General features: G+C 67.7%; 19 protein-coding genes and 11 pseudogenes. 14 read left to right on the top strand and 16 right to left on the bottom strand.

Going from position 1 to position 23228, the window contains the following annotated elements; genetic code table 11:
* Positions 1–3: 3 nt before the first annotated feature.
* A pseudogene (locus CGL27_RS53385) lies at positions 4–129 on the bottom strand (isomerase); the annotation flags it as partial.
* On the opposite strand from CGL27_RS53385, the gene CGL27_RS50630 reads away from it, so the two are divergent.
* Entirely contained in the window at positions 116–490 is a 375-nt protein-coding gene (locus CGL27_RS50630; RefSeq protein ID WP_205587580.1) for a hypothetical protein, read from the top strand. The pseudogene CGL27_RS53385 and the gene CGL27_RS50630 sit on opposite strands and share 14 nt — an antisense overlap.
* Positions 491–1102: 612 nt before the next feature.
* On the opposite strand, the pseudogene CGL27_RS51310 reads toward CGL27_RS50630, so the two are convergent.
* Positions 1103–1288, bottom strand: a pseudogene (locus tag CGL27_RS51310) (translocation protein TolB); the annotation flags it as partial.
* A gap of 313 nt (positions 1289–1601) precedes the next feature.
* Here CGL27_RS51310 and CGL27_RS50620 point away from each other — a divergent pair.
* Positions 1602–2036 (top strand): hypothetical protein, encoded by a 435-nt coding sequence (locus tag CGL27_RS50620; RefSeq protein WP_205587578.1) that lies wholly within the window; start codon positions 1602–1604, stop codon positions 2034–2036.
* On the opposite strand, the gene CGL27_RS00835 is transcribed toward CGL27_RS50620, so the two are convergent.
* Complete coding sequence (locus CGL27_RS00835) at positions 2025–3284, bottom strand: YncE family protein (RefSeq protein ID WP_119983802.1); 1260 nt, start codon at positions 3282–3284, stop codon at positions 2025–2027. The genes CGL27_RS50620 and CGL27_RS00835 overlap by 12 nt on opposite strands.
* Positions 3285–3629: 345 nt before the next feature.
* Between CGL27_RS00835 and CGL27_RS53015 the strand changes: the two genes are divergently transcribed.
* Entirely contained in the window at positions 3630–3764 is a 135-nt protein-coding gene (locus CGL27_RS53015) for a hypothetical protein (protein ID WP_276147800.1), read from the top strand.
* On the opposite strand, the gene CGL27_RS00830 is transcribed toward CGL27_RS53015, so the two are convergent.
* From CGL27_RS00830 to CGL27_RS00810, 5 genes and pseudogenes are all read right to left on the bottom strand, one after another.
* Entirely contained in the window at positions 3761–4954 is a 1194-nt protein-coding gene (locus CGL27_RS00830) for a right-handed parallel beta-helix repeat-containing protein (RefSeq protein WP_205587577.1), read from the bottom strand. The two genes, CGL27_RS53015 and CGL27_RS00830, sit on opposite strands and share 4 nt — an antisense overlap.
* Before the next feature lie 249 nt (positions 4955–5203).
* Entirely contained in the window at positions 5204–5914 is a 711-nt protein-coding gene (locus CGL27_RS53380) for an IPT/TIG domain-containing protein (RefSeq protein ID WP_346345719.1), read from the bottom strand.
* Positions 5829–6090, bottom strand: a pseudogene (locus CGL27_RS51305) (hypothetical protein); the annotation flags it as partial. The gene CGL27_RS53380 and the pseudogene CGL27_RS51305, both read right to left, overlap by 86 nt.
* 417 nt (positions 6091–6507) lie before the next feature.
* A pseudogene (locus CGL27_RS00815) lies at positions 6508–6660 on the bottom strand (IS5/IS1182 family transposase); the annotation flags it as partial.
* Positions 6661–6904: 244 nt separating this feature from the next.
* Entirely contained in the window at positions 6905–7462 is a 558-nt protein-coding gene (locus tag CGL27_RS00810; RefSeq protein WP_119983800.1) for a TetR/AcrR family transcriptional regulator, read from the bottom strand.
* Between the two features lie 167 nt (positions 7463–7629).
* Here CGL27_RS00810 and CGL27_RS49720 point away from each other — a divergent pair, with 167 nt between their 5' ends.
* A complete protein-coding gene (locus CGL27_RS49720; protein WP_162952792.1) occupies positions 7630–8049 on the top strand; it encodes a hypothetical protein in 420 nt (139 codons plus the stop codon).
* A 174-nt stretch (positions 8050–8223) separates the two neighbouring features.
* Here the strand turns inward: CGL27_RS49720 and CGL27_RS00805 are convergent.
* Together CGL27_RS00805 and CGL27_RS00800 are read right to left on the bottom strand one after the other, a co-directional pair.
* Positions 8224–8538 (bottom strand): annotated as a pseudogene (locus tag CGL27_RS00805) (transposase); the annotation flags it as partial.
* Positions 8539–8555: 17 nt separating this feature from the next.
* The gene (locus CGL27_RS00800) at positions 8556–9071 is read right to left on the bottom strand and encodes a helix-turn-helix domain-containing protein (RefSeq protein WP_119983799.1); all 516 of its coding nucleotides are present in this window, start codon (positions 9069–9071) and stop codon (positions 8556–8558) included.
* A gap of 59 nt (positions 9072–9130) precedes the next feature.
* On the opposite strand from CGL27_RS00800, the gene CGL27_RS00795 reads away from it, so the two are divergent.
* From CGL27_RS00795 to CGL27_RS00785, 3 genes and pseudogenes are all read left to right on the top strand, one after another.
* Positions 9131–9523 carry an MFS transporter gene (locus CGL27_RS00795; protein WP_162952828.1) on the top strand — a complete coding sequence of 131 codons (393 nt, stop codon included), beginning with the start codon at positions 9131–9133 and terminating at the stop codon, positions 9521–9523.
* A 292-nt stretch (positions 9524–9815) separates the two neighbouring features.
* Positions 9816–10757 (top strand): annotated as a pseudogene (locus CGL27_RS00790) (transposase); the annotation flags it as partial.
* 106 nt (positions 10758–10863) lie between these two features.
* Positions 10864–11382, top strand: a pseudogene (locus tag CGL27_RS00785) (class I SAM-dependent methyltransferase); the annotation flags it as partial.
* A 54-nt stretch (positions 11383–11436) separates the two neighbouring features.
* On the opposite strand, the gene CGL27_RS00780 reads toward CGL27_RS00785, so the two are convergent.
* Complete coding sequence (locus tag CGL27_RS00780; protein WP_119983798.1) at positions 11437–12339, bottom strand: LysR substrate-binding domain-containing protein; 903 nt, start codon at positions 12337–12339, stop codon at positions 11437–11439.
* A 107-nt stretch (positions 12340–12446) separates the two neighbouring features.
* Here CGL27_RS00780 and kdgD point away from each other — a divergent pair, with 107 nt between their 5' ends.
* From kdgD to CGL27_RS00745, 7 genes are all read left to right on the top strand, one after another.
* Positions 12447–13373, top strand: a complete 927-nt coding sequence (gene kdgD, locus CGL27_RS00775; RefSeq protein ID WP_119983797.1) for a 5-dehydro-4-deoxyglucarate dehydratase — start codon at positions 12447–12449, stop codon at positions 13371–13373.
* A gap of 34 nt (positions 13374–13407) precedes the next feature.
* Positions 13408–15030 carry an aldehyde dehydrogenase (NADP(+)) gene (locus tag CGL27_RS00770; protein ID WP_205587575.1) on the top strand — a complete coding sequence of 541 codons (1623 nt, stop codon included), beginning with the start codon at positions 13408–13410 and terminating at the stop codon, positions 15028–15030.
* Positions 15031–15286: 256 nt separating this feature from the next.
* The gene (locus CGL27_RS00765) at positions 15287–16147 is read left to right on the top strand and encodes an ABC transporter permease (protein WP_205587574.1); all 861 of its coding nucleotides are present in this window, start codon (positions 15287–15289) and stop codon (positions 16145–16147) included.
* 21 nt (positions 16148–16168) lie between these two features.
* Positions 16169–17194: an ABC transporter substrate-binding protein gene (locus CGL27_RS00760; protein ID WP_119983794.1), complete on the top strand. Its 1026-nt coding sequence runs from the start codon at positions 16169–16171 to the stop codon at positions 17192–17194.
* 19 nt (positions 17195–17213) lie between these two features.
* Complete coding sequence (locus CGL27_RS00755) at positions 17214–17993, top strand: ABC transporter ATP-binding protein (protein WP_119983793.1); 780 nt, start codon at positions 17214–17216, stop codon at positions 17991–17993.
* A gap of 54 nt (positions 17994–18047) precedes the next feature.
* The gene (locus CGL27_RS00750; RefSeq protein WP_119983792.1) at positions 18048–19697 is read left to right on the top strand and encodes a M24 family metallopeptidase; all 1650 of its coding nucleotides are present in this window, start codon (positions 18048–18050) and stop codon (positions 19695–19697) included.
* 106 nt (positions 19698–19803) lie between these two features.
* Complete coding sequence (locus CGL27_RS00745) at positions 19804–20265, top strand: RidA family protein (RefSeq protein WP_119983791.1); 462 nt, start codon at positions 19804–19806, stop codon at positions 20263–20265.
* Positions 20266–20316: 51 nt separating this feature from the next.
* On the opposite strand, the pseudogene CGL27_RS00740 reads toward CGL27_RS00745, so the two are convergent.
* The 5 genes and pseudogenes from CGL27_RS00740 to CGL27_RS00720 form a co-directional block, all read right to left on the bottom strand.
* Positions 20317–20508: pseudogene (locus CGL27_RS00740) on the bottom strand (IS5/IS1182 family transposase); the annotation flags it as partial.
* A gap of 94 nt (positions 20509–20602) precedes the next feature.
* Positions 20603–21019, bottom strand: a complete 417-nt coding sequence (locus tag CGL27_RS00735) for a nuclear transport factor 2 family protein (protein ID WP_119983790.1) — start codon at positions 21017–21019, stop codon at positions 20603–20605.
* 109 nt (positions 21020–21128) lie between these two features.
* Positions 21129–21425 (bottom strand): annotated as a pseudogene (locus tag CGL27_RS00730) (FMN-binding glutamate synthase family protein); the annotation flags it as partial.
* A 46-nt stretch (positions 21426–21471) separates the two neighbouring features.
* Positions 21472–22538: pseudogene (locus tag CGL27_RS00725) on the bottom strand (integrase core domain-containing protein).
* 80 nt (positions 22539–22618) lie between these two features.
* A pseudogene (locus CGL27_RS00720) lies at positions 22619–23212 on the bottom strand (sigma factor-like helix-turn-helix DNA-binding protein); the annotation flags it as partial.
* Positions 23213–23228 lie beyond the last annotated feature (16 nt).

The following is a 23228-nucleotide window of genomic DNA, read 5'->3' as shown; positions in this document are numbered from 1 at the left end:
ACGTCATCCCGTCAGATCGCCCTCCCGCTCGTTCACCGCCGAGTAGTGCCGCAGCTTCTCCTCGTCGACGCGCACCGCCAGGCCCGGGCCCCGCGGGACGGCGAGGCGGCCGTCGATGAGCGGGATCGGGCTGGCCGCTACGGCGCTGGCCGCCAGCCGCGAGCTGCGGCTGGCCCGCCCGGTCCTGGACGACCTGCGGCCGCGCACCGGCCACGTGGCCCACTTCTCGGTACCCGACGGCGCCGTGGCGGTTCACGTGACGCAGTCGGAGCCGTCGTCCGCGTACCATATGCCGCCGACCGCGGGCGGCGACGTCCCGCTGTACCGCTCGGCGGTGGGGTGGGCGATGTTGTCGGCCCTGCCGTCGCCGGCGGCGGAGCTCCTGGGCAGCGAGCCGCTCCCGGCCCGTACGTCACGGACGGTGCGGGACCCGGGGGCCGTGCTCGCGGCTCTGCCCCGCCGTGCGCGAGCGCGGCTATGGGGCCGATGACGCATGCGCGGAGCAGGACGTCCGCGCCATCGCGGCCCCGGTGCTGGGGCCGGGCGGCCGGGCCGCCGGTGCGGTCGGCATCGTCGGGCTGACGTTCAGGCTGGACGAGGGGGGCGTGGCGGTGCTGGGGCCGATGGTGCCAGCCGCCGCCGGTACGGGCCCCTACCCCGACCTGATCCTCACCGCGGTCATCAGCCTCGGGATCGACGCGGTGCAGCGTGTGCTCGTCGCCGGCGACACGGCCAACGACCTGCTCGCCGGCACGCGCTCCGGAGCCGGACACGTCAGACGAGCCGGTCACCGTGACCGACACCTGGTGACCCCGCCGAGCGGCGGCCGGACGGCCTGCCGCCCGTCATCACCGGCCGGCCGGCGGACGAGGCCGATACCGGCGCCGCGCTGGTGTCCCAGCCTCTCCCCGCCACTGGGCCAGCTTGTGCTGGGTCCACCGGGTGCCACGGTGGTCCTCGCCGAGTACCCGCACCGTGCCGGCCAGCAGCTGCTCGTACGCTTCCATGGCCCCGGCCACATCACCGGCCTCCGCCCGTATGTCGGCCAGGGTGAGCCGGGTGACCAGCGCGACGTCGTGGTCGGCGCCCCACACCCGCACCCGCTCCGCCGCGAACGGGCGATCACCCGGCTGGTGAACCCGGCGGGCAGCCGTACGCCGTTGGCGTCCGGCGAACCGAGCGCCCCGTACGGGCCGGCGCCCGGCTGCGCCGGTGCGGCGTACGCGGCGCCGCGCCACAGGGTTCCGCCGAAAGCTGCCGAGGAGCCGCCGATGACGACGGCGCGCAGGAGGGTGCGACGTTTTACGCCGGCTCCAAGGAGTGCAGTGACCGTTTCCCGCCGCCGGCCGACGGCGGGGTCCCACGGCCCTGAACCTAAAGAGGTATCCCATAGGCGGAATTGACAGGGCCTGGACACCACATGACGCGGGTGTGGATCCTCGCGCTCCGACCGGACGCCGCCCCTTGGGGCTGTCCATCGCCGTCGTCGGCCTGCTCGCTCTCTGGTGGTCCACCGCACACTGGGGCGACGCCATCACGGTGTGGAAGCTGACGCCGTCCCTGCTCGTGACCGGAGTCGGCTCCGGACTGCGGTTCGCCCCTTGTCCGACGTCATCCTCGGCGACGCCACCAGCGAAGAGACCGGCACCGGAGCGGGCGTGCTCAACGCCGCCCAGCAGTTCGCCAACGCCGTCGGCGCCGCCGCGCTCGGCACCGTGTTCTTCGCCCACGTCGGACAGCCCTCCACCCCGTCCTACTTCGCCGCCGCCCAACTGGTGTTCTGTGTCTGCCGCGGGTCCACGTCCTGGCGCTGTCGCTGGTCCGGCTCCTGCCCAAGCACTCCCAGCAAGCCCGCTCACCAACTCCTGTCGGGCGTCCTGATCGGCCTGGTCCGGCACCCCCTGCCCTCGACGGCCGAACGGCGAGTGGAATGCGGCGCCCAGGAGCCGCACGGCCCGGCGGGGGCCGTATTGCGCATCGGCCCCCGCCGGGCCACGGGCGCGCCGCGCCGCTCCGACGAACCGCTAGGAGGCTGACGGTCCGGTCCAGCCGGCCGCCACATGGCCGATGCGCACCCGCTGCGGGTGGTCGCCGACCGACACGGACGCGGTCTTCTCGCCCGTCGTGAAGTCGATGGCGGTGACGCGGTCGGCACCGCTCTCGGAGACGATGCAGGAGGTGCCGTCGCCGCTCACCGTCGCCCAGTACGGCTTCGAGGTCGGTACCAGGGGGCCTTCCTGGAGCGATTCGCGGTCGACGACGGTCGCGTAGTCGTCCATCGTCCCGGCCACACACAGTTTCTCGCCGTCGGGGCTCATCGACAGGCCGTGGTGGCGGGAGTCGTTGACCCAGGTGGTGCGGTCCTCGCTGGTCGCCGGGTTCTTCGGGAGGGTTTTCGCGCGGGTGATCTTGTCTTTGGCCACGTCGTACTCCAGGAACCCGTTGAAGAAGGAGACCTGGAAGTAGAGCTTGGACTCATCCGGGGTGAAGGCGACGGGCCGGACGGCTTCGGACAGGTCCTTGCGGCCGAAGGCGTCGAGCCGTTCGCGCATGTCGATGACCTTGATCTGCCGATAGGTGTTCGCGTCGACCACGGTGATGTGCCGGTCGCCCTTCGTCCAGTCCATCGACGGATCGTCCAGGTCGGTGTTGACCTCGCCGATCGACATGTTCCAGAGGTACTTGCCGCCGTCGGTGAAGACGTTCTCGTGGGGCTTGTCACCGGCGGAGAACGAGCCGAGCTGCTTCCCCGTCTCGATGTCGAGGACATGCACCGTGTTCGACGTCGAAGCCGACACCGCGACGCGTGCGCCGTCGGGGGAGACGGCCATGTGGTCCGCGCGGAATCCCGACACGGGGAAGCGCCACTCGATTTTGCCGGTCGCGACGTCGATGGAGACCACGTCGGCGAAGCTGGGCCGGGAGACGACGATGGCGGAGCCGTCCGGGGTCGAGTACATGTCGTCCACGAACTGGTCGTGCCCTTCACCTGGCCCCAGCCGGATCCCCAGGAAGAAGGCGAGCTTGATGGGGTTGAGGTAGATCTCGGTGAGCCGCTGGTCCTTGTCCGGTATGACGTTGATGCGGCCGATCCTGGACAGGTCGCCAGTGGATTTGATGACGTCGGCGGTGCCGTCCCAGTTGTTGCCCACGAACATCACTTCCCGCAGGCCGGCCGCCTTTGACTGTGCGGAGCTCACCGCCGTGGAGCCGGTCAGGGCCAGCGTCACGGCGGCGGTCAGGGAGAGGAGCATTCGGGTGGAGCCACGGTGCTCGGGGGCCATGATTACTCCATGGGAGGTGGGGGTCTGTCATCGTCGGGGCGCCACCTACCGGAAAGTAATGAAGGCGGATACCTCTCACAAGAGTTCCGACGGCAAAAAATGACAGGCCCTCAACTTCACGGCCGACACGGACGGTTCGGACCCAGGGGAGCGCGATACCGGTGATCCCGTCCGCCCGTCCGCCCGTCCGCCCGTCCGCCCGTCCGCCCGTCCGCCCGTCCGCCCGTCCGCCCGTCCGCCCGTCCGCCCGTCCGCCCGTCCGCCCGTCCGCCCGTCCGCCCGTCCGCCCGTCCGCCCGTCCGCCACCCGGCCCGGTGGCACGGCGCCGGGGCCCGCCCCGGCGCCGTGCCCGCCACGCTGTCCCCCGCCGCCCGCCGCGCCTTCGCCCTGTACCGGGGCTTCATACGCGCGGGCAGCGGCATGATCCGCCATGACCTCCCGCGGGCCATCGCGAAGAAGGTGGCCATCGCTGGGGGCTAGCCGCCGAAGCTTACGCGGAGGCTGCCGTCCGTGGCGAAGGACCACTTCAGTGCGCCGGTGTAGGACGAGCACCGGGGCCCGTTCGTCCCGGACCAGAACTGGTTCGAACTGTCCGCGTCACCGATGATGCGGTCCTTCGTCCCGCTGCTGCCGCCGCGGCAGGACACATTGTCCCGGAACACCGACGTGCCGCCGTCGAACGAGAAGTTGCGCTCCCCGTTGTCGATGCCGACGTTGCCCGACACCGACATATGGCCGGGGTTGCTGTTGTAGGTGAACCCGTGCTTGCCGTTGTGGTAGGCGATGCTGCGGCGGATGACGTGGTCGACGGCGATGTCCGAGCCGCCCAGCTTGTAGCCGTTGCGGTCGCCGTTGGAGTTCTGGGTGCCGTCCGAGAGGGTGCCGTTGCCGTAGGAGAGAGAGTCCTCGATGGTCACCGGGCCGATGGGGCCGGTGTCCTTCTTGGTGTAGAGGTCCCAGCCGTCGTCGATGTTGTTGTGGGACACGTCGTAGCGGAACACGTTTCCGGAGCCGACCGTGAGCTTCGCGGCGAACCCATCGGCGTCCTCGCCGTCGGAATCGGCGTTGTCGTGTGACTCCGAGCTCACCACGAGGTTGTTCGACGGCCACTGGTTCTGCGGGGTGCTGGAGGCGATGCGGGAGATCTGGAGCCCGGAGTCACGGTTGAAGCGGGTCACGGTGCGCTCGATGACGTTGTTGCTGCCGCCGACGAAGATCCCGTTGTCACCGGCGCGTTCGACGGTGATGTCGGCCAGGTGCCAGAACGATCCGTTGAGGGCGAGCCCGCGGTTCGCCGTATCCTCGCTCATGGCCGAGAAGTTCAGCACCGGGGTCTCCCCGGGGTAGGCGACCAGTTCCTTGCGGGCGCTCGACGTGCCGTTGTTGCCCGGCGCGATGGTGACCGTCTGCGAGAGGTTGTAGGTTCCGCCGCGCACGTAGATCGTGCCGCCCGCGGTGACGCGGGTGATCGCCGAGGCGAGTGTGGTCGGAGAGGACTCCGTCCCGGGGGCGTCGGCACTGCCCTTGGGCGACACGAACAAGTCGTCCGCGTCGAAGGACGCGGACTGTGCCCGCGAGACGGGCGGATGGACGGCGAGCAGGCCCGTCGACGCGACAACGGCCGCCGCCGCGACGGCGAGGGCGCGGGGGAGTGTCCGAGAGTGCTTCATGGCGCTGAAACCTCCTGATGTGGGGGGCTGCCGTGGAGACAACAGGCAGCGCATGAGAGCGATTGCTGAAGCCTCCGCATCATCAAAGACCTGGGCTAGGCGGCTCCGATGAGTGACGATGCGTCATGCGAGTCGGGAAGCTAGCAAGCGCTTGCGGTGGTGTCAACGCCCCGCGTTCCCCCGCCCGCGCCTTCCATGGCTCCTGCGCGCAAGGTGGTGACGGGCCCTTCCTGGTTTGTCATGTACGGATTACAGTACGGGCAGTGGGAGCGCTCCCAGGCGCGCTCCGATCCTCATCACCGGCCGAAGGATCGCCATGACCCCCACGCCACACCGCGCCCTGGCCGCCGCCGCGGTGGCCGTGGCGGTGGCGGTGGCGCTGTCGGTGAAGGTGACGGTGTCGACGTTGACGAGGCCGGTTCCGTTGATGGTGATCTCGTCTTCTGCCGTGCCCGAGGTCGGAGCCGTCGAGGTGATGGTCGGTGCGAGGTAGTAGTCGATCGACGTGGTGCCCGAGCGGCTGGTTCCGCCGGCGGTGGTGATGGTCACCGGCTGGGCGGACACGGTGCCGACCTGGCCCGGGTTGGCCGGTGCGGTGAAGGTGACCTGGCTGGGCCGGCTGGGGGTGACCGCGACGTTGCCCACCCTGACCTGGGTTCCCGTCAGGAAGTTGGCGCCGAGCAGCGTCACCGGGCCGCCGGTGGCGGCCGGGAGGCAGGTGAGGCTCAGGCCCGTGGTCGTCGGTGGGGCGATGACGAAGAACGGCAGGGCGTTGCTGGTGGCGCCGGTGGCCCGTGCTGCTGGGCTGGTTCGCCGACTCCGCCGACTCCGCCGACCCGGACGCCGGGCTGCTGGGCTTCCGCAAAGTTTCGGACAGCAACGTACGCTGGACAGCCGCCTTCCGGGCCACACCGGACGCGAGGACCTCCAGATGTCGCAGCGCGCCGGACGGGTCGGCATGCCCCAGGGCTTCCAGCCGCCGGCCCGCCGCCTGCGAGGTCAACCGGGCCGCTCCGGTCTCCAGCCGTGCCACCGCGTCCAGCAGGGGCCGGTAGAACAGCTTCTCGTGCATCCGCCGCACCGGGTCTACTACGTCTTCCCCACGAATACCTCACCTCAGGTAGTGGTTCTGCCCTCGCAGCAGAGAACCTGGCAGATCGCCGGAGCGGCCCTGGGGGCCCTGCTGGTGCTCTTCCTTCTTGTGCGGCTCGTGTCGTAGCAGGCCATATCCGAGGACGCGGTCGGCCACGAGTCCAAGCAGCCAGGACGCCCCAGGTGACCACGTTGGTGTCCTGGGGCCGACGAGTCAGAACGATGGTCGTGAACAGGGCGCGAAGGTCGTCGGCACCGTCCAGTCGTGCCGCTTCCCGGATTTCGGTGGGGACGGCCGCGACCGGGGCAGGATGACCTGGATCTCCTGCCCGCTACGTGATGGAAGGAACACCCCAACTTCCCTCTCAAATAAAAGTGTTGGCCGCTTCCGCCCAGCAGTGCCACTTCACCCCGAGCACTGGCGTAACCACACCGTCGTCGGCGACGCGGACCGCCTGGGGGCCGTCCATGATGCGGCGCAGGTCGTGCTCGGGTGGACGGCCGATGTCCAGTCCTCTTCCTCTCCGTTCGGCTCGCCAGGCCGACAAAGCGGGTTCCAGCAGTTCCCAGCGGGCATCGGAGAGATCACTGGGATATCGGCGGTCTCGCGTCATGTTTCGGTAGTACCGGCAGGCGCGGTCCGTCTCCAGGGCGCAAAGGTAGTTATGCGGGGGCGCCTTGGGATCAGACAGGGGCGAACCGGCTGAAACGGGCCGACGCATAACCTCACCTGTCACATGAACCACGGAAAGCACCTCCTGTCCCTGCACTCCCAAACCAACTCGGCCATCAAAGTGCCACCAAACAACCTCGCCGGGACAAAATGCTCTTTTAGAGGCTGTTTCTCAACCTCCGCGGTCAGTGTGCGGTCTCCAACACGGCCTGCGCCGCCTGGCGGGCGTGAAGCGCGGCGTCAGTGTTCCCCGTGAACGTGGCGATTGCCATTGCTCCGTCGAACAGCACCGCCAGCTGCGCGCCGACTTGGTCGGGGTGAGTGGCGCCAGCCTGCCGGGACAGGTCGGTGAAGAGTTCCAGCAGCCGCTGCTTGTGGTTTTGGACTACGTCCACCACCGCGGGTGCTGCGGCGCCCGCTTCGCCGAAGGCGCCGGCGAAGACACACCCGTGGAACCCGGGCTGATGGAACCAATCGTGGAGGAAGTCGAAGATGGCAAGGACATTTTCGGCCGGGTCGGTGTTCCGTTGTGCGTAGGAGTGGATGGCCTCGCGGGCGATCTTGTCGCGCTGCTTGAGACAGGCTGCCAGCAGGTCGTCCTTGGAGCGGAACATGCGGTAGAGCTGTCGCAGCGGCACCCCCGAGACGTCCCGGATGTGCTCCATCGTCACCGCGTGGACGCCATGGCTGTAGAACAGCTCATCGGCCACATTGATCACGTGTGAGAATCCGTCTTCTCGCATGGCTGGTTCCCCCCTTCGGAATGCCTGGCTCACAGCCTATTCTCAACCGAGAAGCATGCTTCTCACGGGAGAATCACGATTCTCCTGAAAGATCAGAGGACAAGAAGGTCATTCGCAGGCTGGACGGGGGAGAAGATCACATGAGATTTCGATGGGGAGTCCTGGCCGTGGCAGCGGTATCCCTGGTGGGGTTCGCGGCCGGGCCGGCGAGCGCGGCCGAACACGTAATCGGCTGCACCAAGGACTACGACAACTGGCAATGCGAGGGCAGCTACCACCAGGTCGACAATGGCCCCAACTATCTGTGGACCTCGGGCTGGAGGGGCAACCTTGACGGACCGAGCGTGTCAGCGACCTTCCAGCCATCCGGCGAGATCCTGGAGGTGTTCGACCGGTTCAACAACGATCACAAGGCCGTGGCGTACCTGTGGATAGACGGCGAAAAACAGAAGCCGTACTTCAGCAACGACCCCAACGGCAAGACGTGGAACTTGCACTTCGCCGAAGGTCTCGAGGTGATGCTGCAGGTCTGCACCTCGAAATATGACAACGCTGTATGCACCAAGCGGGTCACCCGAACGACATAGGGCGCGCCTTCGCTCGGCAGAGCGCCCCCACCCCGGCCCCGAGTTCTCAGTGGTGGGGGCCAATGATCGAGCCGGAGAGCCGCAGCAGGACGCATGTGGCGCCGCAAGGCTGCGCACTGGGTTGAGTTCGGGTGCGTAGGCCGGCAGCCGCTCCAGCGTCAGCCAGTCCTGCTCGGCCGCCCAGGCCCGCATGCTCCGACTCCTGTGGGCCGACAGTCCGTCCCACACCAACACCACCGACTCGCCGGCGTAGAAGGTCTTGACGTGTTCCAACACTTCGATCAAGGAAGTGGTGTCATAGCTGCCCGGCTTGAGGTGGAAGCACAGCCGCGGGCCACGTTCAACGTCAGCGGCGTGGTAGCCCAGCGCGGCGGCCATCCCGGCTCGTTTCCAGTTCAGCCGGTGCCGCAGCGTGGGAGTGCGCCCGCGGGGTGCGCAGGTGCGGCGAACCCGGGGCAGCAGCGATACACCCGATTCATCGAAGAACACAATCCAGGCACGTTTCTTCACCGCCCCCTTTTGATGCGTGGCCACTCCTGGGCGACCCACCGGGCGATCTCGGACTCGTCCCGCTCGACGGCCTGACGCATGGGCCGCCGCAGACTCCACCCCAGCCGCCCGGTAAGCAGGCGCCACACGGATGCCCGGGCCAGCTTCACCCCGGTCACCCGCTCAACCACCACGCCGACCCGTTCCAAGGTCCACAGATCCGCCTCGAACCCGTGCGCCTGAGCGCCCTGCTCCAACGCGGTCCGAACCAGCTCCACTTGGGCGTCATCCAGCTTGGGCGGCCGCCCGGTGGCCGGACGCCGCCGCAGTGCCTCAACCCCACCCTGCTCCCACAGGCGTTTCCACCGGCGCACGCTCTCGGGGTGGATCCCCACCATCCGTGCAACCACGGATGAAGAACGTCCTTGCTCGAACAACTCGACCGCGCGCATGCGCCGGGCCTCGGCCAACTGCGGCCGCGTCAGCGGCAGAACGGAGACGTCGGAAACAACGGCCTGCGACTCGGAAGACACACCAACATGCTCACACCGCCGAAGCCCCTGCACCCACAGAACTAACGAAAAACTCAGTAGTGACGCGTTCCGTAGGAAGCCCACAAGTCGACACCTATGGCCCGGTATTGCTGGCCCGACTGTCGGTCGGGGTGGAAGCGGTCGGGTTGCTCCTGGTCGCGACGGAGCCAGGAACGGTGCCAGTGCTCGCCGGAGTGGCGATCACCGGTGTCGGCCTCGGAACGATCTATCCCGCGACCAGCGCGCTCACGCTTCAACGCGCCAACGCTCGACTGCCCGGGACCGCGATGGGGTCGATGACCTCGCTGTGGGACCTGGGGATCCTCGTCGCCGGTCCGGTCAGCGGGCTGCTCGCGGGTCGGCTCGGGTATCCGACAGCGTTTGCTGTCGCCGCCGGTATCTCCGCTACGGCCTTGCTGCTCACTACGAGCTTGCAGCCGTCTCCACAATAATCACGACCTACGGCATCGCCACCACCCACACCAACAGCACCCCAGACGCCATGTTGGACGCCCACCACACCGCACACCCCATACGGGACAACCTCTAGTACTCCAGTCGCAGATCGCTATTCCCGCTGGTCAGGAGCGTGTCTGTGAGTGTACTCGCCTGACGTGCTGTCAGACGCTGCGAGTTCGTGACTTCGGGTGCGGCGGCGGTAGTGGCAGCGGCGGGCGATGGCCTGGTGCCGGCGTCGCCAGCAGGACAAGCTCATCGCGTGGCCGGTGTGCTGAAGGTCCGCCGGCTGCGGCCACCGGCGCACAGCTGCTGGTGCGGCTCAAGGGAACCCGGACACCCGCCCGCTGGGCGCTACTGCCGGACGGGTCGTTCCTGACCAGGATCAACGGGACCCGGCTGAGGGTCATCGACGCGCACATCGGGGTGACGACTGCCAAAGGGCTGCGGCTGGAAGGCCACTACCGGCTGGCCACCACGCTGACCGATCACCGCCGCTACCCCGCCGCCGAGCTGGTGGAGCTCTACCACGAGCGATGGGAGATCGAATCGGCGTTCTACTCGCTCCGCCACACTTTGCAGTGCGGCCTGGTACTGCGCTCCCAGGACGCGGCCGGGATCCAGCAGGAGCTATGGGCTCATCTGACCGTCTACCAGGCACTGCGCCGGGCGATGGTCGAGGCCGTCGAGACGCTTCCCGGCACGGATCCGGACCGGGCTTCCTTCACCGTCGCCCTGGAGACCGCCAAGGAACAGCTCATCACCGCGGCCGATGTGCTGCCAGACGTCGGACCAGGGCGCATCACATCGGCCCTGCTGCAGGATCTACTCCCACCCCGCCAGGCCCGCGTCAACCCGCGCCGCGTCAAGTGCCCAATCTCCCGCTACGCCGCCCCGCCCGACCAGGCCCAAGTCCTCGGGGCCTCCAGGATCACCAGCATCGCCGTCACCGTGCACTCGGCCGCCGACAGCGGCTCTGACGGGCGTCGCGACCGCACGCTGCAACTCCTGCGCGCCAACCCTCTCCGCACCTGGCGCGCATGCGAAATCGCCCTCGGTATCGGGCTGGACGACGCTCGAGGACTACGCGCGGAACTGGGGCGCTGGGTCCGCGAAGGAATCCTTCGCCGCACCGGGCGAGGCATCTACACCCTCGAACCCGAGTGGATCACACCCGACCTCCGCCACCCCTCGGTCCCGCCCCATTTGACAACCGCGGATCGGCCTTAACTCCGTGGTCTTGGGGTATTTACGGGGTGCTGCCATGGTGCTGGTGGTTCTCCTTCGCCAGGACCGTAACCCCTGGCACGAGGGACTCCACAAATCTCGGTACAGCTCAATTGCCTTCGCGCAGCGTGGGGCGCGGGCCGTCGGCCTCGATTTCTCCGCGGCATCTGTGACGACGGCGACTGGCATCGCGGCGCGTGCGGGCTTTGACGTGAGGTATGTACAGGCCAATGCGTACGACGCCGTGGAGGCTCTCGGCGGGCGGCGGTTCGACGTCGTCTACACCGGCAAGGGCGCCCTGTGCTACCTCCCCGACCTGGACCGCTGGGCTGGTGTCGTCGCCGAACTGCTGCGTCCCGGCGGCCGTTTGTACGTTGTGGAGTTCCACCCGCTCCTGAACTCGATGGGCCCCAAGCCCGCCCCCGGAGAGGGACCCGAACCCCTGCTGAGGCATGACTACTTGGGTGGCAGCGGCCCCGTACACCGCGACGCGACACGCACCTACACCGATGGCCCGGCCGTCGAGGGAGCCACCGACAGCTTTGAGTGGATGCACGGGCTGGGTGAGGTCGTCAATGCCCTGATCAGAGCCGGTCTGGACATCCGACGGCTGCGCGAAAGTCCTGACAGAGCCCGGTATGCCCCACCACCGGCGTCGATCGCTGCCCAGCGAACGCAGCTGTCAGGAGAAGCCTCGGCCGGCCAGGTCGATCACCAGATCCCGGACGGCGTGCAGGGCTGGGCTGTCGTCGTTCGCCCGCCAGGCGGCGACGAGTTCGACTGGTTCGCCCTCGACCCCGGTTACCGGGCGCAGCACGACGCCGTCCAGCCCGAGTGTCTCGGCTGCCCGGGGAACTAGCGCGAGCCCCAACCCGGCTCGCACCAGCGCCAGGATCGTGTGCACCTGGCTGAGGTGGTGTACGTACCGGGGAGCGATCCCGGCACCGCGGAAGACGCCGACCAGCACCTCGTAGAAGTAGCGGGCCTCGGCCGGTGAGTACATGACGAACGGCTCGCCGTCGAGGTCGCGCACGTGCGGCACCCGGTCCGGCGCGGCCAGCGGGTGCCCGGCCGGGATCGCGGCCAGCAAGGCCTCCCGGTGCAGCGGGCGGTGCTCGAGCCCGGTGCCGGGGACCGGGGGACGGACGAGGCCCAGGTCCAGTTCCCCGGAGTGCAGCTCCTCCATCTGTGTTGCGGACACCCGTTCGCGCAGCACCAGATCGACGCTCGGCAGTCGGGTGTGAATGCGGCCGACGATGGCGTCGAGCACCGAGTGCGCCGACGACGCGGTGAAACCCAGTGCCACTGTCCCTATCTCGCCTGCAGGTACCCGGCGCACCGACAGCGCCGCCTGCTCGGACAGCCCGACAATGCGCCGGGCGTCGCTCAGGAACGCTCGTCCGGCCGCGGTGAGCTGGACGGAGCGACCGATCCGGTCGAACAGTTCGACGTCCAGCTCTCGCTCCAGTAGCTGGATCCGCCGGGACAGCGGGGGCTGGGTCATCGACAGCCGTTCCGCCGCGCGGCCGTAGTGCAGTGTCTCGGCGACCGCGACGAAGCTTTCAAGCTGGCTCAGCGTAAACATCGATCCATTATAGGTATCGGTTGATCCCAAAGAAGTGTTGGACGTGCATCGTTTTGGTTCCTATGGTTCTCGCAGTCGCCGTCCTGCACCCCCGAGAGGAAACGTTAATGCGCGCCTTTACCCCGACCGAGCTTGCCGAGCGCCTCGGCTCCGGGCTGCTGTCGTTTCCCGTCACCCACTTCTCCCGTGACCTGGCGTTCGACGAGCCTGCCTACCGGGAGAACATCGTCCGCCTGGGCCAGTACGAGATCGCCGGTCTGTTCGCTGCCGGCGGGACGGGGGAGTTCTTCTCCTTGACCCCGCAGGAAGTCGGCACCGTGGTCCGAGCCGCTGTCGGCAGCGCGCCCAAGGGCACCCCGATCCTCGCCCCGGCCGGACACGGCACCGCGCAAGCGGTCGAGATGGCCCGCGATGCCGAGGCGGCGGGCGCCGACGGCCTGCTGCTGTTCCCGCCCTACCTCACCGAGGCATCCGCGGACGGCCTCACCGCTCATGTGCGCGCGGTCTGCGAATCCACTTCTCTGGGCGTGGTGCTCTACAGTCGCGCGAATGCCGTGTACACATCGGACACCGTGGCCACCCTCGCTGACACCTGCCCGAATCTGATCGGATTCAAGGATGGTGTCGGTGATCTGGAGGCGATCACGCGGATCCACTCGCGTCTCGGCGACCGCTTGGTCTACATCGGCGGGCTGCCGACGGCGGAGACGTTCGCGCTGCCATACCTGGAGTTGGGTGTCACGACCTACAGTTCGGCGATCTTCAACTTCCTGCCCGAGTTCGCCCTGACCTTCTACAGCGCGGTGCGAGCAGAGGACCGGGCGAAGGTGCGCCGGCTGCTCGACGATGTCGTGCTGCCTTACACCGCGATACGTGACCGTAAGGCGGGCTACGCGGTGAGCATCGTCAAGGCTGGCCTGGATCTGGTCGAACATCCGGCCGGTCCGGTGCGGCCGCCGCTGACCGATCTGGATGATTCCGAACGTGAACTGCTGGCCGATGTCATCGAGGCGTCGCGTACTGCCATCGTCTGACGCCACCGATCCGATGAAGCGCAAGGAGCCACTCGTGTCCCCTCTTCCCCAGACCGGCCCTACCGGCGTCATGGTCATCGGAGGCGAAACCGTCATCGGCACGGGTGAGGAGATTCGGTCCGTCGATCCCCGTACCGGCGCGACTCTCGATCCTGGCTACCGGGCGGCGTCGGTCGAGCACGTTGAGCGGGCTTGCGCTCTGGCGAAGCGGGTATTTCCGACTTTTCGGGCGACCGATGCTGGGCGGCGTGCCGAGTTCCTCGAGCGCATCGCCGATCTGCTCGACGAGCGTCGGGATTCGCTGGTTGAGTGCGCCCACACGGAGACCGCGCTGCCTCGTCCGCGCCTCACCGGCGAAGTCGGTCGCACCAGCGGTCAGCTGCGCCTGTTCGCCGCGGAGCTGCGAGCCGGCACCTGGCAGGGTGCTCGCATCGATCCGGCACGGCTCGACCGCGAACCGCTCCCGCGCGCCGATATCCGGCAGCGCCGGATCGCGCTCGGTCCGGTCGCGGTGTTCGGCGCGAGCAACTTCCCACTGGCCTTCTCCACCGCCGGGGGCGACACGGCAGCGGCGCTGGCCGCCGGCTGCCCGGTGGTTGTCAAGGCGCATCAGGCGCATCTGGGTACCGCGGAGCTGGTGGCGCGGACGATCGCCGAGGCAGCGGCTGACGCGGGTATGCCCGAGGGGGTGTTTTCCCAGCTCGTCGGCGGTGGGACCGAGGTAGGTGCCCGACTCGTCAGAGATCCGAGGATTCGTGCCGTGGGTTTCACCGGGTCCCGCGAAGGCGGGCTGGCGATCGCGGCCATGGCAGCGGATCGGCCGGTGCCGATCCCGGTGTACGCGGAGATGAGCAGCATCAATCCAGTGCTGCTGCTACCCGCCGTGCTCGAATCCCGCGGCGCCGAGCTGGGCGCCGCGTTCGCCGGATCGCTGACGCTCGGCGCGGGCCAGTTCTGCACCAACCCTGGTCTGGTGCTTGCCATCGAAGGACCGGGCCTCGACGCGTTCACGAGGGCCGCGGCCGACGCCGTCGCCGCCGACGCCGGAGCCACCATGCTCACCACGGGCATCGCCGACCACTACGCCGCCGCCGGTGACGCCCTCGAGGCCCGGGACGGCGTCGATGAGTTCGCCCGCGGCAGCCAGCCCGACAGTGCGGCTTGTGGCCGCGCCCGGCTGCTGACCGTCGACGGTGCTCGGTTCGCCGCCGATCCGTCGCTACAGTCCGAGGTCTTCGGTGCGACATCGTTGCTCGTCCGATGCGTGGACACCGCCGAGCTGACCGCTGCGGTGGAGACGTTGGAAGGTCAGCTCACCGCGACCGTGCACGCGGATGAGGCCGATCATCTACTCGCCGCGAAGCTGCTGCCGCTCTTGGAGGAGCGAGCGGGCCGTATCCTGTTCGACGGCTGGCCCACCGGGGTCGAGGTCGGACATGCGATGGTGCACGGTGGACCGTTCCCGGCCACGACAGACCCTCGAAGTACTTCCGTCGGAACGCTCGCGATCGAGCGTTTCCTGCGGCCCGTAGCCTATCAGGACGTGCCGACCGCGCTGTTGCCTGCTGAGGTTCGTGACGAAAATCCGCTTGGTGTGTGGCGCCGACTCGACGGTGAACCCAGTCGAGACGCGCTCGCCGTCGACAGCGCCGATTGACCGGTCGGCCGGGTGAGGCGATATCCACCTGGCCAAGGTCCGGCCCCGCCGGCCATGCCCGCGACTGCCCAGTGGCAACCCTTCCAATGTTGTGAGGACGTAATGACACCGCGATGGCTCTCGCCGCCCCTCTCGTCGCGCCGGATCCCGGCTGCGTCGCCGCTCCCCGCCACAGGCTCCTGTTGGCGCCCGTACCCCCACCCGGTAGCCGCGGCCCTGTCCGCACACGGCGCGCCCTTCGACGGGGGGTTCCGCCATGGCCTCTCCTGAAGTCAGTGAAGTCAGCTCGGACGGCCTGCGTCAGTCCCCGCCCGAGGCAGCGCTCGGTGGACCGGCGACACCCAAGTCGAAAATGTTCCGCCGTGACTCGATTGCGGTTGGTGCGAAGGCGGCCGCGGGAATCGTCGGGCTCTTCGTCGTGTGGCAGCTGGTGGTGACCATCTTCACCCCGCCGGAATACCTGGCCGTCGGGCCGATCTCGGCCTTCGCCGAGCTGATCAAGCGCCCCGACTACTTCGCGAGCAACACCTGGGTCACGTTGCAGGAGGCGCTTGCCGGGTTCGCGCTCGGCACCGCGCTCGGGATTCTGTGTGGCGCTGTGCTGCATTACTCGCCGACCGTGCGCAGTTTCCTCTACCCCGCGCTCATCGCGATCGACACCATCCCCAAGGTGGCGCTCGCGCCGTTGTTCATCGTGTGGTTCGGGTTCGGCTTCGAGTCGAAGGCGTTCGTCGCGATGGCCATCGCGTTCTTCCCCCTGGTGATCAACACCTATGACGGCCTGAGTTCGGTACCCCACGAACTGCAAGAACTCGCGCGGATCAATAAGGCGTCGCCGTGGAAGAAGATGACGAAGATCGATTTCATCTACGCGATCCCATCGATCTTCTCCGGAGCGAAGATCTCCATCTCGCTCGCTGTGGGTGGGGCGGTCGTCGGTGAGTTCATCGCCGGCTCGAAGGGGTTGGGGTATGTCATCCTCCTCGCCAACAGCCAGGTCGACCTCCCGTCGATGTTCGCGGCCTTCATCGTGCTCGCCGCCATCGCCCTGGCGTTGTTCTTCATCGTCGACTTCGCGGGACGAAAGTTGGTCCCGTGGAAGAACCACGCAAAGTGACCGCGGGGATCGGAGACTCGAATGCGTAACTCGATCCGCAGGATCGCCGCGATCGTCGGGGCGGTGCTCCTCATGTCCGTGTCGGGCTGCGCGAGCAGCGGCGGGAAGAATTCGATGACCCTCATGCTCGACGTGGGGTACCTGCCGAAGCACGCTCTGTTCATCTCGGCTGTCGAGCGGGGCTTCTTCAAGGCGGAAGGTCTCGACCTCACGGTCATGCCGGGGTCTGGTTCGACCAACACGGTCACCTCCGTCGTCACCGGCAAGGTCGACGCCGGCTGGGCGGACTTCGGCGCCACGGTCACCGCCCAGGGCAGGGGCGTCAAGGTCAAGCAGGTCAACCTCCTCCAGGCCAGGTCCGCCTACGCGGTCGTCGGGCTCGCGGGCACCGGAATCAAGGGGTGGTCCGACCTCCGGGGCAAGACGGTCGCCACCGAGGGCGGTGGTGCGATGGCCGCGATGTGGCCGTTCGCGATGCACAAGCTGGGGCTCAAGGAGGGCGATGTCAACGTCGTCTCCGCCGCGAGCGCATCGAAGATCCCCGGCCTGCTGGCCGGTCAGTGGGACGCCAACCTCGCCCTGTACGTCTCCGACCAGCCGGCCATTGACGCACTCGGCCGGAAGGCATTCGTGCTGAAGTGGTCCGACCTCGGCATCGACCTCTACGGCAACGGGATCGTCGTCTCCGACGAGAAGCTCAAAAACGATCCCGAGCAGGTGCGGCGGTTCAACCGGGCGATGCAGAAGGGCTACCTGTGGGCGTGCCAGCACCCGGCCAACGCCGCGAAGGATTTCCAGAAAGAGGTCTCGGGCTACGAGGCCAAGACCATCACCCTCGCGATCCGTGCGCAGTGCGGACTCAACTGGGGCACCGGTAAGTCGGCGAACCAGTTCGGTGTCATGGACGACGCCGGCGCCCAGAAGACAATCGACGTCGCCCGCCGGTTCCTCGGCCTGAACCCGGGGAGCAACCTCACGCCCAAGGACGTGTACAGCAACTCCTATCTCGAGCCGCTGCACTCCAACCAGACCATCAAGGCGCCGTGACGGCCGGACGGAGAGTCACATGAACAACGAGTACGCCATCTCGGTCAACAACGTGGGAAAGACCTACCGATCCCGGGACGGCCAAGGCAACACGGTGCTCAAGGGGCTGGACTTCCATGTAAAGCCGGGACAGTTCGTCTCGATCGTCGGACAGTCCGGCAGCGGGAAGACCACACTACTCAAGACGATCTCCGGCCTCCAGGAGCCCACCGAGGGCGAAATCCTGGTCAAGGGGCGGCCGATCCGCGACGGGATCGAGGACATCGCGATGGTGTTCCAGAGCCCCGTGCTCTTGCCGTGGCGCAACAACATCGACAACGTGCTCCTGCCCCTGGAGTTCCGCGGCACCCGCACCGACGAGTCCCGCCGCTATGCCCAGGAACTGCTCGAGATGGTGGGGCTGGGCGGCAAGGCCAAGCACTACTCCTACGAGCTCAGCGGCGGGATGCAGCAACGGGTGGCCATCTGCCGTGCGCTGGTCTCCCGCCCCGAGCTGCTGCTCATGGACGAGCCCTTCGGTGCGCTCGACGCCATGACCCGCGATTCGATGAACTTCGAGATCCAGCGCATCTGGCAGACCACGGGGTGCAGCGTCCTGTTCGTGACCCACAGCATCTCCGAGGCGGTCTGGCTCGGCGACCGGGTGGTCGTCGTCGGTGACCGCCCCGGCCGGATCGTCGCCGACATCGCGATCGACTTCCCGCGGCCGAGGGGCAAGGAGCACCGGTTCTCCCCGGCTTTCTCCGACTATACAACGGAAATCGAATCCCACATCGGAGTCGTGACCGGAATCAGCTGACCGCCGCCGGCCCGGACGCGACACCGAAATCGACATCATAGGAGCACCGCACCCATGCTGAGCCTCACCGCAGACGCCTCGCAGGTCGAAGCAACCTACGGACTCAACGCACGCAAGAGCCTCCTGTTCTCCGCGATCCGCCTCGATTCCTACCCGCTCGTCGCACCGTTGATCGCACAGACCGACAAGGGCCAGTACCTGCTCGTGCGCCAACAGGAGCAGGGCAACGCCCTCTCCGCCGGGGTCCCGAAGGACCAGATCAAGTTCTACGCTCCCTGGGTCACGATCGACCCCCGAATCGTCGCCGACACTCCCGCCTCGGCGTCCCTGACGAGTCTGGTGCAGGAACTCGCCGACGGCGCTGCGGTGAGCCTCGCCGCCGACGTCGTCTACAACCACTACCGCGCGCTGTCCGGCTCCGTCGAACTCGTCGTCGCCGACCAGGACCCCACCCCCGTCACCGCTTACGAGCTCGACATCGAGGAGGTCTTGACGAGGTTCGCGGCGTGGCGCGAGACGGGCGTCCGCACCGCGCGGCGGCTCATCGAGAACGTCGAACACCTCTCCGGCCTGGCGGAGGAGTTCACCGCCGATGAGGACAGCCGGTTCTCGGCGCTGAAAACGCTCGCCGGGGACCGCTCTCTCGACGCGCTGCTCCTCGCCGCGCCCCCCAACTTCACCGAGGCGACCGGGTTCGCGCAGCCGGATGGCGCGGTCGGTCTGTGGCTGGCCGGTGCGGACAAGCTGATCGTGCTGGCGCCCGAGGGAGCCTCCGGGGTCTCCGGGGCGGCCGTCGGCCAGTTCCCGTCCATCGGCGCCGCCGTCGGGGCTCTGGCCGGCGGCGTACGGACCGGGGTCGAGGACGAGTGGATCACCGTCGGCCTGGCCCGCGAACTCGAGCGCGAGGGAGCGGAACTGGTTCCGGTCTCGGCGGACCTCGGCCACTGGCGGGACATCCGCGACCACGAGGACCTCGCCTTCCAGGTCGTCGCCGCCCGGGCGAGCGTGTTCGCCATCGAGGAGGCGCTGGCCTGGGCGGAGGCGGGCCTCGGCGCCGGCCGCTCGTTCACCGAACTCGACATCAACGCGGTGTACCTCCAGAAGATCGCCGAGTTCCGCACGGTGAACGAGATCCCCTTCGGCATCGAGCCCTACTTCACCAACCTCCACTCGTCCAACCGGATGCTCTTCCCCGGCCCACCGGTCGACTACCCGATCAACGACGAGACGACGTGCATCCAGCTCGACGCCGGAGTGCGCATCGTGTTCGACGGGGTCAACGTCGCCACCTCCGACATGGCCCGCTCGCTGCCCCGCACCGCGGCCGCGAAGGAGGCGTACACCTTCTTCTTCGACGTGGTGCGTGAGGGCATCATCGGGCAGCTCAAGCCCGGTGTGGTGTGCGAGGACGTACATGAGGGGACCTTGCGCTACCTGGCGCCGCACCTGGACCGAATGGTCCAGATCGGGATGCTCGGGACGGACGTCGACTTCAATACGGAGTACCGCAAGCGCAACGTCGGCCATCTCATGGGTAAGCAGGAGTCATTCGCCAACGAGCTCCGGCCCGGCTACAAGCACGTCCTCGAGGCCGGCTCGTACGGCGCCGCCGAGATCCCCTGGCGCTATGAGAACGCGGCGATCGGCACCGAGGATCTCTGGTACATCGGACGCGACCGTACCTACATCCTGAGCAAGCGATGACGGCTGAACGGCCCAAGAGCCACATCGTTCGCAGAGAGCCGGTCCAGCGTGCCGCACAGAACGCGCGATCGTGTCGCTTGTCCGACTTCTTGAACTGGGATGCAACATGACTGATGTGCAGGAGCGCCTCAAGGCGCTGTCCATCGAGCTTCCGGTGCTCGGTGCGCCCCGCTACGCGTACGAGGCGACCGTCCGGTGGGGCGAACTGCTTTACGTGTCCGGCCAAATCTCACGGACCGCCTCAGGCGAGACCCTACAGGGCTGCTTGGGAGACAACGCCACCTTGGCCGACGGAGTGACCGCCGCGAGAACCGCCGCGCTCAACCTCCTGGCGCGCATAAACGACGCGGTCGGCCTCGACAATGTGCAGCAGATACTGAAGCTCAATGCCTGGGCCACGAGTTCAGCCACCTTCGTGGACCAGCCGTCGGTGATCGACGGGGCTTCGCGGCTGTTGCTCGACGTCCTGGGCGACGCGGGTCGTCACACTCGAACCGCCTTGCCGGCCCATGTGCTGCCGCAAGGCGCGCTGGTGGAACTCGACGCCACGATCGCCATCCGCGGCTAGGAAACGCATTTGGTTGTGATCAAGGACCGGCCCGTGGGAGGTCCTTGATCCGATCATCGAGGCGCGGAGATGGAGGCCGGCCAGGTAGCTCCCCGGGTCTTGCCGTAGCGGGTGGCGATGCCTCGCCCGGTGTTCCGTTCCTTGTAGAGCTCGGTGTCGTGGCTCATGGGCCTGCCGCCCCCTGCTGCCCTTCTTCTTCCGGCTGGTGACCTGCTCCTTCTTCTCCGGGATGACCGCCTTGACGCGGTGTTTCGGGTGTCCAGAGGGCGCGTTTACCGGCGGGTGCGGGCAGGTCCATGGTGAAGGGCCGAGGAGGTCCTCACCCATCACCTGAGCTTCAGCTCGTGAGTGCCTCGTGAGGGAAGGATGAGGTGATAACGCGGCTGGCGAACTTCCAGCTGCCTGCGACTCGGACGTAGAGATCGTTGTATTTGACGTGGGCACGGGCATAACTGCCGTCGGTCTTGACGATCTCAACGAGACAGTGGACGCTGCCTTCACCGTGGTCGCCGTCGATGCTGGTGATCAGGTGGTTGAACATCATATGGACGACATTTGTGGAGTTGGCCATGAGGTTGTCACGGAAGAAGGTACGGATCGCCTCGCGGCCTTCGAACAAGCCGAAGCCGGTCTCAGTCTCGTCCAGGATGCCGTCCTCGGCCCAGCAGCCGACAGACTCGTCGAGGCGCCCGCTGTCGAAAGCGACCGCGTAGCGACTGTTGAGGTCCTGGATCTCGGCACGGTCATCACTCATGCATGAATCGTACGTTGGCGATCATCAGGGCGGTCCAGCAGCGCCCGGCGCAGCTTCGCCCACACCGGCGCTACCGACCAGTGGGACCCGGCTACCTACCGGCAATTCGTCACGCGTCAGCCGGCTGGCTTGTGGAGAGGAGAGGGGTTGGTTTGGAGGTGAGCAGTGCGGTGATCTCCTGGGCGAGCTCTGGGCCGAGTTCTCCCCAGCCGTCCTTGTAGCCGTAGAAGCTCGCCAAGGTGCGGGCGTCGTAGTCGCCGTTCATGATCTCGATGTCGGTGGTGGTGATGAGCGACGGGTGGGCGACGCCGACGGCTCCCGAGACCTTCAGCAGCTCCTTACGCAGGGTGCGCAGGTAGACAGCGGCTCGGGTGGCCTTCGAGGGCGGGTCGATGCCGCGCGCCAGCCTGTGCCGCTCGAAAAGTCATCGCTGCACGTCATGCCGTATATCTCTACTCGTTGATGAGGCCGCCGAGGATCCGGATGCGCTCGACTCTGTGGGTGTGGAGGTCATCCGCCGCGGCGGGTTGTTTGTGAGCGTTGGGTGGTGGCTGGTTGCGGGCCTGGTGGGGTCGGTGTTCGTGGTAGTGCCGTTCGTAGGCCGCGAGGACATGGCGGGCGTGGGCGTCGTTCATGATGAGGATGTGGTCGAGGGCTTCGCGTCGGATGCTGCCGATGATGCGTTCGCAGTGCGCGTTCATGCGGGGAGCCTGTGGCGCACTTGTGAGGATCTCCATCTCCTCGGCCTGGAAGACGGCGTCGAAGGCCTCGCCGTACTTGCCATCGCGGTCGCGCAGCAAGAAGCGCCGGGATTCGATGCGTATTGCCAGGTCGGCGGTGAGATTCCGCGCTTGCTGCACCGCCCAGTCGTGTGTCGGGTGGGCGGTGACCCCGGTGATGTGCAGTCGCTGGGTGCCGTGTTCGGGGAACACCAGCGCGTACAACCGTCTGCCGGGGGCGGTGTCGATGTGGAAGAAGTCTGCCGCGATGATGCCCTCGGCTTGCGTGGTCAGGAACTCGCGCCAGGTGGGGCCTGAGCGACGTGGCGCGGGGTCGATGCCGGCCGCGTGGAGGATCTCCCAGACCGTCGAGGCGGCGATTTGGTGTCCGAGTCGGGTCAACTCCCCTTGGATCCGTCGGTGTCCCCACCGCGGATTCTCCCGGGCCAGCCGCATAACGAGCGTCCTGATCGCTACCGGGGTGGGTGGTCGTCCCGCGCGTCGGCGCGTGGTGTAGTCCCACTTCGCGGCGACGAACCTGCGGTGCCAGGCAAGCAAGGTGCCGGGGTGACAGGGAAGATCTCGCGCCAGTGGCGCCGGGGTATCAGCCCGGACAGCGCTGCGAACCAGAACCGGTCGGTGGGCTCATAGCGGACCGGTCCGGCCAACTGGCGGCGCAGGAGCGCGTTCTCGTGTAGCAGCACCAGCAGCTCCGCCTCCTTCGCCGTCCCGCGACGCAGGAGCACCGATGGAACAGTCAGCAGCTTCCGGGTCACCTTGTACAGCAAGGACACGATCACGGAGGACATGATCCCAGCGGACTGACCGCATCCCGTTCTCCCTGCGGCGATGATTTTTCGAGCGGCAACTCGGCGGCTGATTAGCCGCCGAGAGTTATGACTTCGTCGAGGACGGCCAGATCAAGTTGCTGAAGTCGGCTCGGGTCGGCGATGAGTTCGTACCCGGTGATCCTCTCGCGGGCGGTCGTGACGGTAAGGGCGAGCCGCAGTCGTCCGTACGGCGCGACCGCGATCCCCACGGCGCCGTCGATAAGTACCACCTCCGCGACGTGCGAGTTCCGTCCGAAGACGACGATCTCCTCCGCCACGGCCTGGGCACCACGCACCTCGACCGGCCTGCCCTCTGGAAGGGCCGCGCGGTCCGCACGCCGTACGACGTCGGGCGCCAGTACCGCGAGGACCGCGTCGATGTCGCCCGCTCGCGCCGCTGCCAGGAACGCCTCGATCACGAGCCGCTGCCGGGCGAGCTCCGCGCCGGGGACGGCGGGGGCGCCCCGTACCTTGCGCCGGGCCCGGCTCGCGAGCTGCTTCGCAGCGGCGAGGGAGCGGTCCACGACGGGGGCGATCTCGTAGAACGGCACGGCAAACATGTCGTGCAGCACGAACGCGACACGCTCGGCGGGGCCCAGCCTGTCCAGCACGACCAGAAGGGCGCGGCCCACCGAGTCGGCCAGAGGGTCCCGACATCAG

The organism is Streptomyces sp. 11-1-2 (genome assembly GCF_003595545.1).
Taxonomy (GTDB): Bacteria; Actinomycetota; Actinomycetes; order Streptomycetales; family Streptomycetaceae; genus Streptomyces; species Streptomyces hygroscopicus_B.
The sequence above is the reverse complement of the archived record's forward strand: the minus strand, read 5'-3'. Positions and strand labels throughout refer to the sequence as shown.